The following is a 14828-nucleotide window of genomic DNA, read 5'->3' on the forward strand; positions in this document are numbered from 1 at the left end:
GAGTTCCTCCGTATATTACATACTTAATTATCGTTCTACACACTTGTGAGTACTAACTTACGAATAGACCGACTGGGAACCACAACTACATATAACATTAAATTTTAACAACTATAAATTACAAAAAATGAAAAAGAGTTTTTTACTACTATTGGCCTTTGTGCTTACTGTAAATGTGATGGCACAAGAATTCGACAGTTCTAAAATACGCGCTGGTGCGGGTTTAGTATTTGCAACAGACATAGGTAATATTGGGCTTACTTTTGACGGGGTTTACGAATTTACCAGCGAGTGGGAAGGATCGGTAAGCTATAGCCACATTTTTAAAAAGGATTACGTAAGCTTTAATATTTTTGATTTTGATGCGCATTACGTTTTTTATCAACATGATGAAAACTTAAACGTTTATGGTATTGGCGGATTAGGACTTACTTCGGCTAAGGTAAGCGTACCAAGTATGAATTATGGTGGTTTTACTACACCCGCTGTTAGTTCTTCAGATACCTCATTAGGTTTAAATATTGGTATTGGAGCCAACTACAAACTAAGCGAGCAGTTTAACCTAGCTCCTGAAATGAAATTAACCATTACTGATGGTACTTATTTCAGAATTGGTGCTGCAGTGCAGTACTTATTTTAATAAGAATTGATTTAACAGCCATCTGTAGCAACAGATGGCTGTTTTCTTTTACCTACTAAAGCCAACTCTAAAAATTAACTAACAACAATAAACACAACTATGAAACACATTCTGTCTATTTTACTGGCTTGCACTTTATTCTTTGGATGTTCAAAAAGCAATGACAACGAGCAAAGTGATACCAACTCAATAAGCATAAACAATCAGGATTTTAAAATTAACACAGCTACCATGATTGGCGTATCACTATCGGGCAGCGGACATACTTCAATTTCATTAATAAGCGGTACAGGCTTTCAGGTGAATACTCTTACTATAGATGTAGAATCATTTACCAAAGAAACCATAACCGGTAACTACTCCTACCCTACTGCTGAGGGCGATAAAGTATTAGATGACTGGTTAAGCTCATACGCTTCTTTTAATGACTCAGGAGTAGAGACTACCAACCTTAAGGAAGGTGAAGTACAAATTAACCATAACAGTGGCAATAACTACACACTAAATATGAACTTATTAATGAATGATGGTACCGAGTTTAAAGGAACCTACACGGGCGACTTTATGGTAAACTTCGTTAATCAATAGAAATTTATTTCGCACACAAACACAACATTTATGAAAACACAAGTGATTTACGCCCTATTATTTGGCGCCTTACTAATGGGCTGTTCTAAAGATAATAGCAACGCATTTGACAATGATGAAACCATACCCGAAGAGGCTCCTATTATCAACAACTTCTTCCCAAAAGAAGGTAGAGAAGGAACCTACGTAAACATTACAGGCAACTACTTTAGCACGAAAAAGGAAAACAACAAAGTATATTTTAATGGTGTACTGGGCAATGTATATAGTGCAAACGATACTGTTATTCACGTTGAAGTTCCGGCTGAGGTTTCTACAGGTATACTTACCGTGCAAGTAGGCAACCAAGTAGATACCGCTTATCGCGATTTTGAATTAAGCACAAACCCATGGCTTCGCAAAAAAAGCATCCCCACAGGAAGAGATGGAGCTGTAGCTTTTAGCATAAACAATTATGGCTATGTGGGGCTTGGATATTCGGTTAGCACCTATTATAATGATATGTGGAAATACGATAGAATATACAATACATGGACTCCTATTAAAGATTTCCCAGGTACAAAAAGAACAGGCTGCATTGCTTTTAGTGCCGGTAACAACGGATATGTTGGCATGGGACAAGACCAAGAAAACCTAAGCACCGTGACTGTATTAGGTGATTTATGGAAATACAATGCCGAAGCCGACGAATGGAAACAAATGGCTGATATCCCTGGTGAAGAAAGAAGAAATGCCATAGCCTTTGGATGCAATGGCAATGGATATGTAGGCTTAGGGTATAAGTTTGGGGCAGGTCATTTAAAAGACTTTTGGAAATACAATACCACATCAGATTCGTGGGAGCAACTGGCAAACTATCCGGGTGAAGGAAGTGAAAATAGCGTTGGATTTGTTATTGGCGATTACATTTACATTGGTTGCGGTACAGATACGAAAGCTCAAAACGACTTTTGGAAATACGATACCACAAACGACACCTGGACTAAAGTAGCTAATTTTGGAGGTGGCACGCGTGCGGGTGCTGTTGGCTTTACGTTAAACGGAAATGGGTACGTTGGCACAGGAGGAACACAGAATATATACGATTCAACAAAAGATTTTTGGAAATACGAACCAAGCAGCGACAAATGGACTCAGGTTACCGATTTTTATGGTGGATACCGCGAAAGTATTGGTTGGGAAGACGGCAGAAGGGTACTTGGTGTGGCTTTTACAATAGACAACTATGCCTATGTGGGTACCGGAGATGGTTATATCCATAGCAGACAAGATATTTGGGAATATATTGAGGAAAAATAACTCAATTAACTATTATAAATACGAAGCCAGTACGGATATCTAACATTCTGTACTGGCTTTTTTTTTGCTGATACTAAATAAATTTTAAACCAACATTATGCATTAGAACTTCTTTGTAAACTTTACAATAGTATGCACAGGTTCATAATTTACATTGACAATAACCCTTGATTTCATAACAAAAACGACTGTATACTGTCAATATTTATGGAACAATAAGAGATACTGCATTGGCCGAATTCATATTCAAGTTTGGAAAAACTTTTCTGCCCAAATCTGAGTCATCGTATTCATTACTCCAAAATGAGTCTCCATATACTTTCGCATATACAGTCTGTCCTGATGAAAAACCAGCACTAATTAAATCATCCTGCGATAGCGTAATAACTAAGGGGGTTATTTGAGAAACTAGCCCCGGAGAATAATAGGTATAGTTTTCGTTACTAACATTTGAGTTAGTGGAAAGGAAATACCGAACATAACGAGTGTTACTATTATTTCCGGCAGGAATTGTGGTGATGGCAAGCTGAATGTTATCCCCATTTACAGTAGATTCAAGAGCTGTTATCTGGGTTGTAGAAATTTCTCCTAGCGAAGGACTTGCTGTAATTATAGTTGAAGACCCTGTGTTTGTGTGTTCAATATTGTATTTTTTAAATGTGCCAAACCCTGACTTCTCATAGGTAAGGGTATAGGTTCCAAAAGGCACTTCTGATAGAGTGAAATCACCATCATCATCTGTTTTTGCAGAAATTTCTGTTCCTTCCACTTTAACAATCATATTTGAGTTTTCAATTTGAGTTACGCCTTCGTTATACAAATTGACCGAACCAATGATGTTTGCTTTAGTGATGGGTTCTGGATTTGTATCATCATCGTTATTACAGGAAATTAAGCCTAATAGGATCACAAAACTTACAGTGAAAAAATTCAACTTCATAGCATTTAATTTTAGATTAAATATTTACGCTAAAACACATTAGCGATCGGTTTTGTTTATATATATTAAAAACAACATGCACTTTAATGTTGTTTTGGCACCATACTGCCACGCGGCGCGGATAATAGCGGCAGCCCTTTGTTGGCTATTGCTTATGATGCTTGGCTGGCGGAGGCGACCAAAGGAAGCCCACGCACAGTTTAGCAGAATGGCAATAGCCAACAAAGGCTATAGCGGATAGCCGCACTGGCCGCCCTAATGTTTAATTAAGGCGAGTCAGTGTCAGTAAATGGATGGGCAAAATGTCTTTTTGTCACTATTGAATGACAGCAAAAAGATGAATGGGGAACGAATCATGCCAATATTTCACTAAAAAACCCAAATTATTAAATGGCACAGGGTTTGAAACAAGGAGAGTCGTATTGAAATAGGAAAATAAAAAACTAAAATAAAAATTAATAAAATGGGAAAAGTAATTGGAATCGATTTAGGAACAACCAATTCATGTGTTTCTGTAATGGAAGGAAACGAACCGGTTGTAATTCCAAACAGTGAAGGTAAAAGAACTACTCCTTCGATTGTAGGATTTGTTGAAGGTGGCGAAAGAAAAGTGGGTGATCCTGCAAAACGTCAGGCTATCACAAACCCAACTAAAACCATTTACTCTATCAAAAGATTCATGGGTGAAACTTATGATACAGTACCTAATGAAATCACAAGAGTACCTTACGAAATTGTAAAAGGTGATAACAACACACCACGTGTTGCTATTGACGATAGAAAATATTCTCCACAAGAGATTTCGGCAATGACACTTCAGAAAATGAAGAAAACTGCTGAAGATTATTTAGGACAAGAAGTTGACGAGGCTGTTATTACAGTGCCTGCATATTTTAACGATGCACAACGTCAGGCTACTAAAGAGGCTGGTGAGATTTCTGGTTTAAAAGTACGCAGAATTATCAACGAGCCTACTGCTGCTGCGTTAGCTTATGGTTTAGATAAAATGGACAAAGACATCAAAATTGCTGTTTTTGACCTTGGTGGTGGTACTTTTGATATCTCTATTCTTGAGTTAGGTGATGGTGTTTTTGAAGTAAAATCGACTAACGGTGATACGCACCTTGGTGGTGATGACTTTGATGATGTAATCATTAACTGGTTAGCTGATGAGTTCTTAAAAGACGAAGGTATTGACTTACGTAAGGATCCAATGGCTCACCAACGTTTGAAAGATGCTGCTGAGAAAGCTAAAATTGAGTTATCGAGTGGAAATTCTACTGAGATTAACTTACCATATATTATGCCTGTTGATGGTATCCCTAAGCACCTTGTTAAAACTTTAAGCCGTGCGCAGTTTGAGCAATTAGCTGACAAGTTAATTCAAGGAACTTTAGAGCCATGTAAAGCTGCTTTAAGAGATGCTGGTATGAATCCTTCAGAAATTGACGAAGTAATTTTAGTTGGTGGATCAACACGTATCCCTGCTATTCAAGAGATTGTTTCTAAATTCTTCGGTAAAGAGCCTTCAAAAGGTGTTAACCCTGATGAGGTTGTTGCTGTAGGTGCTGCTATCCAAGGTGGTGTATTAACTGGCGAGGTTAAAGATGTATTATTATTAGATGTAACTCCACTTTCATTAGGTATTGAAACTATGGGTGGTGTAATGACTAAGTTGATTGAAGCTAACACTACAATCCCAACTAAAAAGTCAGAAACTTTTACTACTGCTGCTGATAACCAACCATCGGTTGAAATCCATATTGTACAAGGTGAGCGCCCAATGGCTAACCAAAACAAAACAATTGGTCGTTTCCACTTAGATGGAATTTCTCCTGCACGTAGAGGTGAGCCACAAATTGAGGTATCTTTTGATATTGATGCTAATGGTATCTTAAACGTAGCTGCTAAAGATAAAGCAACAGGTAAAGAGCAAAGTATTCGTATCGAGGCTTCTTCGGGCTTAAGCGATGAAGAAATCAAGAGAATGAAAGACGAAGCTGAAGCTAACGCTGATGCGGATAAAGCTGCTAAGGAAAAAATTGACAAATTAAATGGTGCTGACAGTTTAGTATTCCAAACTGAAAAGCAACTTTCAGAGTTTGGCGATAAATTACCTGCAGACAAAAAAGCGCCTATTGAGGCTGCTCTTGAAAAACTAAAAACTGCTCATAAAGCGGAAGACCTTGAAGGTATTGATGCTGCTACAACTGAGTTAAACACAGTTTTCCAAGCTGCTTCGCAAGAGATGTACAACGCTAGTCAAGCCGAAGGTGCTCAAGCTGGTGGTGCACAACCAGGACCAGATGCTGGTGCGCAAGCTAAAGGTGACGATGAAGTTACTGATGTTGATTTTGAAGAGGTGAAGTAATTCACTCACTTTAGATAATAGTATTAAAAGCTCCACATAATGTGGGGCTTTTTTTATTTGCATCAATATTCTCTCTTATATCATAAAAATATTGATAGAATACTTATAAATTTGCCGCGCTAACTTGGATAGCACATCGCTTATTAATAATTAATATAGATGAAACGAACATGTAATTTTTAATATTTCTTGAGAGTTCCATCTGACCATTGAAAAAACAAATTTAAACAGATGAAATATTTACTTTTACTATTTGCTTTATCCATTACCACCAACGCATTTTATGCACAAGGCACTGATATTTTTGGCAATAGTGTACCATCAAGTAGTTCTAAAAAGCAATTATCTTCTGCTTCAACTAACAAAGTAGATGCGCAAGGGCGTAAACAAGGGCATTGGGAAAAACGTTTTAGCAGTGGCCGATTGGCATACAGCGTAAACTTTAAAGACGATAAGCCTGTGGGTGAAATGATTCGATATTATGAATCGGGCCGACCGAAAGTAAAAATCAATTACGATGAAAATGGTGAGTATGGCGATGCTGAACTATTTTACAAAAATGGTAAAATACAGGCTAAAGGTAAATATCATGGCAAGGTAAAAGATGGTAAGTGGAATTACTTTCTTAACGATGGAAGTTTAAATTCTACCGAAACATTTACTAATGATATTAAAAATGGCTTAACCACATTTTATTACCGCAATGGTAATAAATCGGAAGACACAATGTGGAAAGACAATATTAAGGATGGCGATTGCATAAAGTATTTCGAAAGCGGAGCAAAAAAAACAAAGCTTACTTATAAAAATAACCTGATACATGGAGATTATTGGGTATATCACGAAAATGGTAATGTTGAAATACAAGGACAATTTATCAATGGGCTTGAGGATGGCGAGTGGTTAATTTTTGCACCCAATGGCAACTTTATGTATAAGTTACTTTACGATGAAGGCATTGTTTTAAATGGCGATTCGCTTGATCAGAAACAGAAAAAGATGTTTGAAGAATTTGAAATGAATAAGGGTAAAATAAAAGACCCAGAAGAATTTAAAAACAACCCTGATGGTTACATCAGAACTTTTTAATGCATAAACATGAGAAAAGTTACGCTATTCATATTACTCATTATAAGTTGCATCACATTAAATATTGATGCGCAAAAATATTTTGTTTCATTTACTGATAAAAATAGCAACGACTATTCCCTGTCTGCCCCTCAGGAATTCTTAAGTCCTGAGGCTTTAGAACGCCGAACAAATCAGAATATCAACCTAGTTGAAAACGATTTACCTGTTACCTCAAGCTATCTTACTATTATCCAATCAAAATCAGTTAAGGTTTTACATACTTCTAAATGGCTTAACGGTGCTATTATTGAAAGCAGCAACACAGAAGCTATTGATGAAATAAAAGCTTTGAGTTTTGTGAGCAAAGTTGATTTGATATGGAAACCACAACTTACCAATACAATACAAAAGAACAACGAGCTGCTTAAAAATGCTACACCAAGTGCCGTTAATGTTACTTATGGTAATTCGTGGACACAAACTGCAATGGTGAAAGGTCAGTATGTGCACCAAAATTATAATGGCGAAGGCATAAATATTGCAGTGCTTGATGCTGGTTTTAAAGATGTAAATTCACTCCCAAGCTTTGTACACTTATGGGAGAATAATCAAATAATAGATACTTACGATTTTGTAAATCCGACTGGAAATATATTCCAGGAGCATCAGCATGGCATGCAAGTTCTTTCTATTATTGGCGGATATGTAGAGAATGAATTTAAAGGAAGTGCTATTAAGGCCAACTTCTTCTTATATAGAACTGAAGATGCAGCAACTGAATATCCGGTTGAAGAGTATTATTGGGTATGTGCTGCCGAAAAAGCAGATAGCATTGGTGCCGACATCATAAGCTCCTCACTTGGTTATTATGAGTTTGACGATTCTGACATGAGCTACACTTATACAGATATGGATGGACAAACCTCTACTATTGTGAAGGCTGCTGAAATAGCATTCTCAAAGGGAATAATTGTAGTAAACAGTGCTGGCAATGAAGGAAACAAAACCTGGAGATATATTATAAGTCCTGCCGATGGAGAAAATGTACTTACCGTAGGCGCTGTTGATTCCAGAAAAGAACCTTCTTATTTTAGTTCATTCGGCCCCACAGCCGATGGAAGGGTGAAACCCGATGTGGTTGCTCTAGGATCGAGCACTGCCATACAAGGCCTCGATGGTAATATTACAAGAGGCAACGGAACAAGCTTTTCGGCTCCTGTTATTACCGGATTTACTGCCTGTATAAAACAAGCATTACCCCAACTTAGCAACCAAGAAATTATTACCCGAGTTAAAGAAAGTGCCCACTTAATTTCAAACCCAACAGAACAACTGGGATATGGAATACCGAACTTTGCTGATATATTAGATATTGAAAATAGCGTAAATACAAAACATAGCCACACTACCTTTACCACCTACAATAACCCTTTTACCAATAGTATTCATTTTAACGCACCAAACTCTATCAATAGCGACATAACCATTAAACTATACAACATTAGTGGTACCCTTATGAGAACTGAGCAATTTGCGCCTCATTCTCAATTGACATTAAACAACCTAAACCAACTCAGTAAAGGCATTTATATTGCTCAAATTACCTACAATAACCAATCTCAAACTATTAAACTAACAAAACAATAAACAGATTATGAGCGATGCCCCTCTTTCTCTTTTCGAATTAAATAACAATGTAAAAAAGGCCATTCACACCCAATTTGATGACACCTATTGGGTGGTTGCTGAAATAAGCGAAATACGAGAGGTGCGCAATGGCCACTGTTACCTTGAGCTAATTGAGAAAGAAAAAGGTAGCGAACAGATAATTGCCAAAACCAGAGCCAACATCTGGGCTTACACCTACAGGATGTTGAAACCTTATTTTGAATCGAGCACTGGCCAAACACTATCGTCAGGTATCAAAGTTATGATACGGGCTAGTATCGATTATCAAGAAGTGTATGGTTTAAGCCTAAATGTTAGAGATATTGACCCGAACTATACTTTGGGAGATATGGCTCAAAAAAGACAGGCGATCATTAAACAGCTCACCGAAGAAGGGGTAATTGATATGAATAAGGATATTGAGCTACCTATGGTGGTTCAAAAAATTGCCATTATCTCCTCTCCTTCTGCCGCAGGGTATGAAGATTTCATGAATCAACTAAACAGTAACAAAGCTGGCATTAAATTCTATACGAAACTCTTCCCTGCAATTATGCAAGGCGATCAAACTGAAGAATCTGTTGCTGCAGCTCTTGAAAAAATATATGAACATGAAGGTTTCTTTGATGCTGTAGCAATTATAAGAGGAGGAGGTTCAAGCTCCGACTTAATGGCCTTTGATAACTATTGGATTGCTTATAATATTGCACAATTCCCGCTACCTGTTTTTTCAGGTATTGGTCATGAGCGAGATGAATCCATTGTGGATTTGGTTGCCCATACGCATTTAAAAACACCAACTGCTGTTGCCGAATTTATAATTGAATTAGCCACTGAATTTAATAATGATCTCAGCGAATATAAAAACCAATTAATCTATAGCACCGAACAAATAATCACTGAACTTAAAAATCAACACAATAATAATTCGGCTAGGTTAAAACCTCTGGTTAAGAATGCCATTTTAAGCCAAGAAAGTAGACTCCAAAACTTATCACATATTCTAAAATCAGAAACCTCCCGTTTTATACAAAATGAAAGTGCATTTCTGAATAAAAGCAAACTGAATATCGATTACTCGAGTCAGAATATAATTAACCAACATAGGCTTAAACTACAGCAAGTAAAACCTCGACTAAATACGCGGGTTCACCATTTTATCAATCAAGAAAAATCAAACCTCAACATTTTTAATAAAACCAACGAACTCTTAAATCCCACAAACATATTACGAAAAGGCTATTCCATTTCTTATGCCAATGGTAAAGTCATCAAAAATAAACAAGATGTAAAAGAAGGGGATACAATTACAACACATTTATTCGCTGATAAAATTGAATCAAAGGTCACCAAGAAATAAAACAACACTCTAAAAATCAGAATATATTATTATCGCACATAGCTAAACAATTTTACCACACTCGTGTTAATTATATATCAGCTTGTGTAAAATGCTTTTTTTCGGAGCATTAGATTTTTTCATAGATTTTAGGGTTTATAATTAAGTAAGGAACACCAATAAACAGGTGTTCCTTTTTTTTGTATAATTACTTCGATTACTCCCACCCTCAATTCGTCAAATTCTATCCATTTTGTATTAGTATTCAGATTATTTTAAGAACTTTGCAAAAATTAGATATATCAAAATGAACGGCAACTACTTCGATAAGAAAAAACCCAATAAAAAAACAGATGATAACCTAAATAAACAATCATCTGACACTCAAAAAAAAGACACTATACGTTTAAATAAATTTGTAGCAAACACTGGTGTTTGTAGCCGTAGAGAAGCCGACAAATTAATAGCTGAAGGGTTGGTTTCTGTGAATGGAGAAGTTGTAACCGCCATGGGCTCCATGGTGAAGAAAACAGATAAAGTAGTTTACGAGGGTAAAGAATTAATTATAGAGAAAATGGTTTATATTCTTTTGAATAAGCCAAAAGACTATGTAACTACACTTAAAGATCCGCATGCCAAACGAACGGTAATTGATTTAGTAAAAAATGCTTGTGATGAGCGCATATACCCAGTTGGCAGACTTGATAAAATGACTACTGGGGTTTTACTTTTAACCAACGATGGTGATTTAACAAAGCAGCTCACCCACCCTAGTCACGAACACCGCAAAATTTACCATGCTTTTCTTGATAAACCCATTACCCAAGAGCATCTTGATGCAATAGACAAAGGCTTTGAGTTAGAGGATGGTTTTATTAAATCAGATAAAATAAGCTTGGTACAGGATAATAAACTTGAAGTTGGCATCGAAATTCACTCCGGAAAAAATAGAATTGTCCGTAGAATTTTTGCTCACCTAGGTTACGAGGTTGTTAAACTTGATAGAGTTTACTTCTCAGGCCTTACCAAAAAAGATGTCCCTCGTGGGAAGTATCGCTATTTATCAGCAAAAGAAGTTACTTTTTTAAAAGCCGGAATAATGAAATAACAAAGTACCTTTAAGTACTTATAAGAATATAATAACCTAACGTCGAGAACTATCGTACGTACAAACAAAAATCATGACTTTAATAAAATCCATTTCAGGAATTAGAGGCACCATTGGAGGCCAAGCAGGAGAAGGTTTAAGCCCTCTTGATGTAGTAAAATTTACAGCTGCCTATGCAACATGGGCAAAGCAAAATGTAGGTAAAGATAAAATCACAGTTGTTGTGGGGCGTGATGCTCGTATCTCAGGCCCTATGGTAGACCGACTTGTAGTGGCTACACTAATGGGCATGGGTGCTGATGTGATTAATTTAGGTTTATCAACTACACCTACAACAGAATTAGCTGTTGAATGGGAAAATGCCGATGGAGGTATTATTTTAACTGCCAGTCATAACCCAAAACAATGGAATGCCCTAAAATTATTAAATAATAAAGGCGAGTTTTTAGATGGCAAGGCAGGCGAAAAAATATTAGAAATTGCCGAATCGGAATCCTTTACTTTTGTTGATGTTGATGATTTAGGAGAAGTGAAAAATGACGACTCTTACCTTCAGAAACATGTTCAGCATGTATGCGATTTAGAATTAGTGGATGTTGATGCAATTAAAAACTCAAATTTAACGGTTGCGCTAGATTGTGTTAACTCTGTTGGTGGAACTTACCTTCCTCCTCTTTTAAAAGCCTTAGGTGTTAAAAATACCATTGAGCTTTATTGTGAACCAAACGGACAATTTCCGCACAACCCCGAGCCACTACCTGAAAATTTAACCGAAATAGCATCGCTTATAAAAGAGAAGAAAGCTGATGTTGGTTTCGTAGTTGACCCTGATGTTGATAGACTTGCTATCGTGAATGAAGATGGTTCTATGTTCGGCGAAGAATATACTTTAGTGGCTGTTGCCGATTATATTTTAAGCAACAAACCAGGCAATACAGTATCTAACCTTTCATCAACACGTGCTTTGCGCGATGTTACTGAAAAACATGGTGGATCTTATGCCGCTGCCGCCGTAGGAGAAGTAAATGTAGTAAGCAAAATGAAAGAAACCAATACGGTTATTGGTGGTGAAGGTAACGGTGGAATTATTTATCCTGAATCTCATTACGGTAGAGACGCCTTGGTTGGTATCGGTTTATTTTTAACACATTTAGCAAAATCGGGCAAAACGTGTTCTAAATTAAGAGCTACATATCCCGAGTATTATATTTCAAAAAATAAGATTGAATTAACTCCTGAAATTAATGTGGATAAAATCCTATTAGAAGTTAAAAATAAATATAGCGACGAACAAATTAATGATATTGATGGCGTTAAAATCGACTTTGCTGAGAAATGGGTGCATTTAAGAAAATCGAATACTGAGCCAATTATTCGTATTTATTCTGAAGCGGCAACTATGGATGAAGCTGATCAATTAGCTCAAACTATTATAAACGATATAAAAGAAATTGCAGGTCTTTAGCCTGCTTTTTCTTCATCGAAATTTAATAATGGCACGATTAATATTTTTCGTTTAAACGGATTAAAAAATCACATCAGCATCATTTTTATAAAATCAGATCAAAAACCTTGCGGTTATTAGTGTTTTAAGTACTTAAAGAACTACATAAATTTCTTTTTCAGGTAAAAAACCCTATATTGCCTAATAACATATTAACCTTTTACTACTTGTACTATGCCAGATACAAAAGAAGAATATCAACTCGAATTTATTATAAAAACATCTCCTGCTATTTTATACAATAGACTTTCAACACCTAGCGGTTTATCCGAATGGTTTTCTGATGATGTTAATGTTAAACTTAGCAAATACACTTTCTATTGGGATGGTTCTGAACAAGAGGCTGAATTGTTATCAAAAAAAGAGAACCAATATATTCGCTTCCATTGGTTGGATGATGAAGAGGAAGATACTTTTTTTGAATTTAGTATTGTAGTTGATGATTTAACCGGAGATACTGCTTTGGTGATTACTGACTTTGCTGAGGCTGATGATAAAGAAGATTCTATAGAATTGTGGAATCAACAAGTAGATCAATTAAAACATGGTCTTGGATCTGTATAAAACTGTTTTGTAGCTCTTTAAGCAATTTGGCTTCTGAAGCTATAATTTTTACGATATTTCATATAACTTTGCGCCTATAAGCTACTTTTGTTTATAGGTGTTTTTTTTGCACTAAACTGCCATATTTATATTGATACAATGAAGAAACTTCATGTTTTTATTTTAAAAAGCTATTTGGCTCCACTGTCAATGACCTTTTTAATTTGCTTATTTGTTCTATTAATGCAATTCCTTTGGAAGTATGTTGACGACATGGTTGGTAAAGGCCTCGAGATGTCTGTCCTTGCTGAACTTATGGTATACGCAGCACTTCAAGTTGTACCATTAGCTCTTCCCTTAGCCATTCTATTAGCCTCACTAATGACTTTTGGTAGTTTAGGCGAAAACTATGAGCTAACAGCAATAAAATCATCCGGAATTTCATTACCTCGAATAATGCTGCCATTAATTATATTCACGGTTATGGTAAGTTATGGTGCGTTTAAATTTTCCAATAATATTCTGCCCGTTGCAAACCTAAAACTATATTCCTTACTATGGTCGGTTCGGAGGGCTAGCCCTGAATTCGACATCAAGGAAAAGATATTTTATGACGGCATAACTGATTTCAGTATAAAAGTTGAAAATAAATCAAAAACAACAGATATGTTGTATGATATTATGATTTATGATCATCGAAATAAATTGGCTAAAAACAGTAACGTTACCTTGGCTGATTCTGGTAAAATGCAAATATCAGAAGACAAAAAGTCACTCCGGCTAACCTTATTTAGCGGACACAAATATAATGCTAAAGCAGATGATAAACGGGGGCGGATTTCCAAACGCGACCGGCAAAGCTTTAGAACTGATTACTTCGGAAAACAAGTTGCCTTGATACCAATGCATGGTTTAGATTTCAACCGATTTGACGAAGGTGGATTTAAGAGTAATGATAGAATGAAGAATCTTGATCAGCTTACTCATGATGAAGATTCCTTAACAAATTCTCGAAACCAGTTTGTGGAGCAACTCAAGCCTCGTGTTGAAGGTGCCTACTTTATAAATAGCAAACGAAGAAGAGCAGTTCAACGGCAGAAGAATTCAGCAAACTTTAAGGATACAACACTACTCAAACTTCCTAAATTCGATGAATATGCTGCACTAGATAGTGATAGTGCCTTTACTCAATTTAGAACCGAAGATAAAGTAATGGTATTAGAAAATGCCATACGCAGAGCTCGCGATTCAAAAACAGTTATAGAAGATCAGTTAACACATATTGAAAGTGTAGAAAATAAAATTAGGAGACATAAAATAGAATGGCATCGTAAGTTTACCTTATCATTTGCCTGTTTTATTTTCTTCTTTATAGGTGCCCCACTTGGTGCCATAATCCGTAAAGGAGGGTTGGGAATGCCTGTGGTTATCTCTGTTTTATTTTTTATCGTCTATTATATTATCGACACATTTGGACTGAAGGTAAGTAAAGAAGGCGTATGGCCTCCGGTATTTGGCATTTGGCTTTCTTCTGCAGTTCTTTTTCCATTAGGAGTATTCTTAACTTACAAGGCAGCAACAGATAGTGCAATACTAAACTCAGATGCCTATGTCATCTTCTTTCAAAAAATATATGCGAAGATTAAACCTTATGTTGAAAAGGTCGTGCCCAAAAAGAAAAACAAGACTAAATAGATAAACATTGTTACAGGTAAATTATTTATTACCTTTGCACTCTGAAAGAAGAATTCATTAAA

Annotated in this window: 12 protein-coding genes; 11 read left to right on the top strand and 1 reads right to left on the bottom strand. The window is 36.2% G+C overall.

What is annotated here, in order from left to right:
- Window positions 1-127: 127 nt before the first annotated feature.
- The 3 genes from QMO11_RS14810 to QMO11_RS14820 all read left to right on the top strand — a co-directional run bounded on the left by QMO11_RS14810 (window position 128) and on the right by QMO11_RS14820 (window position 2527).
- Window positions 128-640, top strand: a complete 513-nt coding sequence (locus QMO11_RS14810) for an outer membrane beta-barrel protein (protein ID WP_282038001.1) — start codon at window positions 128-130, stop codon at window positions 638-640.
- 99 nt (window positions 641-739) lie between these two features.
- Window positions 740-1228, top strand: a complete 489-nt coding sequence (locus tag QMO11_RS14815) for a hypothetical protein (RefSeq protein WP_282038002.1) — start codon at window positions 740-742, stop codon at window positions 1226-1228.
- 30 nt (window positions 1229-1258) lie between these two features.
- Entirely contained in the window at window positions 1259-2527 is a 1269-nt protein-coding gene (locus QMO11_RS14820; protein ID WP_282038003.1) for an IPT/TIG domain-containing protein, read from the top strand.
- A gap of 205 nt (window positions 2528-2732) precedes the next feature.
- Here QMO11_RS14820 and QMO11_RS14825 read toward each other — a convergent pair whose 3' ends face one another.
- A complete protein-coding gene (locus QMO11_RS14825) occupies window positions 2733-3467 on the bottom strand; it encodes a carboxypeptidase-like regulatory domain-containing protein (RefSeq protein ID WP_282038004.1) in 735 nt (244 codons plus the stop codon).
- 463 nt (window positions 3468-3930) lie between these two features.
- Here QMO11_RS14825 and dnaK point away from each other — a divergent pair, with 463 nt between their 5' ends.
- The 8 genes from dnaK to QMO11_RS14865 all read left to right on the top strand — a co-directional run bounded on the left by dnaK (window position 3931) and on the right by QMO11_RS14865 (window position 14766).
- On the top strand, window positions 3931-5838 hold the full coding sequence (gene dnaK, locus QMO11_RS14830) for a molecular chaperone DnaK (protein WP_075601800.1): 1908 nt from the start codon (window positions 3931-3933) through the stop codon (window positions 5836-5838).
- Between the two features lie 231 nt (window positions 5839-6069).
- A complete protein-coding gene (locus QMO11_RS14835) occupies window positions 6070-6927 on the top strand; it encodes a toxin-antitoxin system YwqK family antitoxin (protein WP_282038005.1) in 858 nt (285 codons plus the stop codon).
- A gap of 9 nt (window positions 6928-6936) precedes the next feature.
- Window positions 6937-8556, top strand: coding sequence for a S8 family serine peptidase (locus QMO11_RS14840; RefSeq protein ID WP_282038006.1), 1620 nt, complete (start codon window positions 6937-6939; stop codon window positions 8554-8556).
- 7 nt (window positions 8557-8563) lie between these two features.
- Window positions 8564-9937: an exodeoxyribonuclease VII large subunit gene (gene xseA, locus QMO11_RS14845; protein WP_282038007.1), complete on the top strand. Its 1374-nt coding sequence runs from the start codon at window positions 8564-8566 to the stop codon at window positions 9935-9937.
- Between the two features lie 286 nt (window positions 9938-10223).
- Entirely contained in the window at window positions 10224-11024 is an 801-nt protein-coding gene (locus tag QMO11_RS14850; protein ID WP_282038008.1) for a pseudouridine synthase, read from the top strand.
- A gap of 73 nt (window positions 11025-11097) precedes the next feature.
- Window positions 11098-12489 carry a phosphoglucosamine mutase gene (gene glmM / locus QMO11_RS14855; protein ID WP_282038009.1) on the top strand — a complete coding sequence of 464 codons (1392 nt, stop codon included), beginning with the start codon at window positions 11098-11100 and terminating at the stop codon, window positions 12487-12489.
- 213 nt (window positions 12490-12702) lie between these two features.
- Window positions 12703-13092: an START-like domain-containing protein gene (locus tag QMO11_RS14860; RefSeq protein ID WP_075601794.1), complete on the top strand. Its 390-nt coding sequence runs from the start codon at window positions 12703-12705 to the stop codon at window positions 13090-13092.
- Between the two features lie 138 nt (window positions 13093-13230).
- Complete coding sequence (locus QMO11_RS14865) at window positions 13231-14766, top strand: LptF/LptG family permease (protein ID WP_075601793.1); 1536 nt, start codon at window positions 13231-13233, stop codon at window positions 14764-14766.
- Window positions 14767-14828: the final 62 nt, after the last annotated feature.

Source organism: Saccharicrinis aurantiacus, assembly GCF_947489045.1.
Taxonomy (GTDB): Bacteria; Bacteroidota; Bacteroidia; order Bacteroidales; family Marinilabiliaceae; genus Saccharicrinis; species Saccharicrinis aurantiacus.